The sequence below is a fragment of the Micrococcus luteus genome, assembly GCF_022664405.1.
GTDB lineage: Bacteria > Actinomycetota > Actinomycetes > Actinomycetales > Micrococcaceae > Micrococcus > Micrococcus luteus.
Window position 1 is genome coordinate 1 of record NZ_JAKRLB010000062.1, and the last position, 541, is coordinate 541.

Annotated in this window: 1 protein-coding gene; it reads left to right on the top strand. The window is 69.5% G+C overall.

Features of this window, described 5'->3' with window-relative positions; genetic code table 11:
• A partial coding sequence (locus MF605_RS11920) for an IS30 family transposase (protein WP_242821304.1) occupies positions 1-541 on the top strand: 541 nt, incomplete at both ends.

The window sequence follows — 541 nt, forward strand, 5'->3', positions numbered from 1 at the left end:
CGTACCGGGCGGGCTCTGCGCGAGCCGCGGGCACGTACCCGGAACAAGCCCCAGGGCCACGTCACCGAGGACGTGGTGTTCAGCAAGCGCCCACCCGAGGCCGCTGATCGTGCTGTGCCCGGGCACTGGGAAGGGGACCTGATCATCGGGACCGAGCGTTCAGCGATCGGGACTCTGGCCGAGCGCAAGAGCCGGGCCACGATCCTGGTCCACTTGCCCCGCCTGGAGGGATGGGGTGAGCGGCCGCCGGTGAAGAACGGGCCGTCGCTGGGTGGGTACGGGGCCGAGGCGATGACCGCGGCCCTGATCAAGGCGATGGCGACGGTGCCGGAGCAGCTGCGTCAGAGCTTGACGTGGGATCGGGGCAAGGAGCTGGCCGGGCATGTCCAGTTCACGATGGCCACGGGCACGAAGGTGTTCTTCGCTGACCCCCACTCGCCGTGGCAGCGGCCGACGAACGAGAACACGAACGGGGTGCTGCGGCAGTACTTCCCCAAGGGCACGGACCTGTCGAGATGGTCGGCCGAGGACCTCGCAGCAG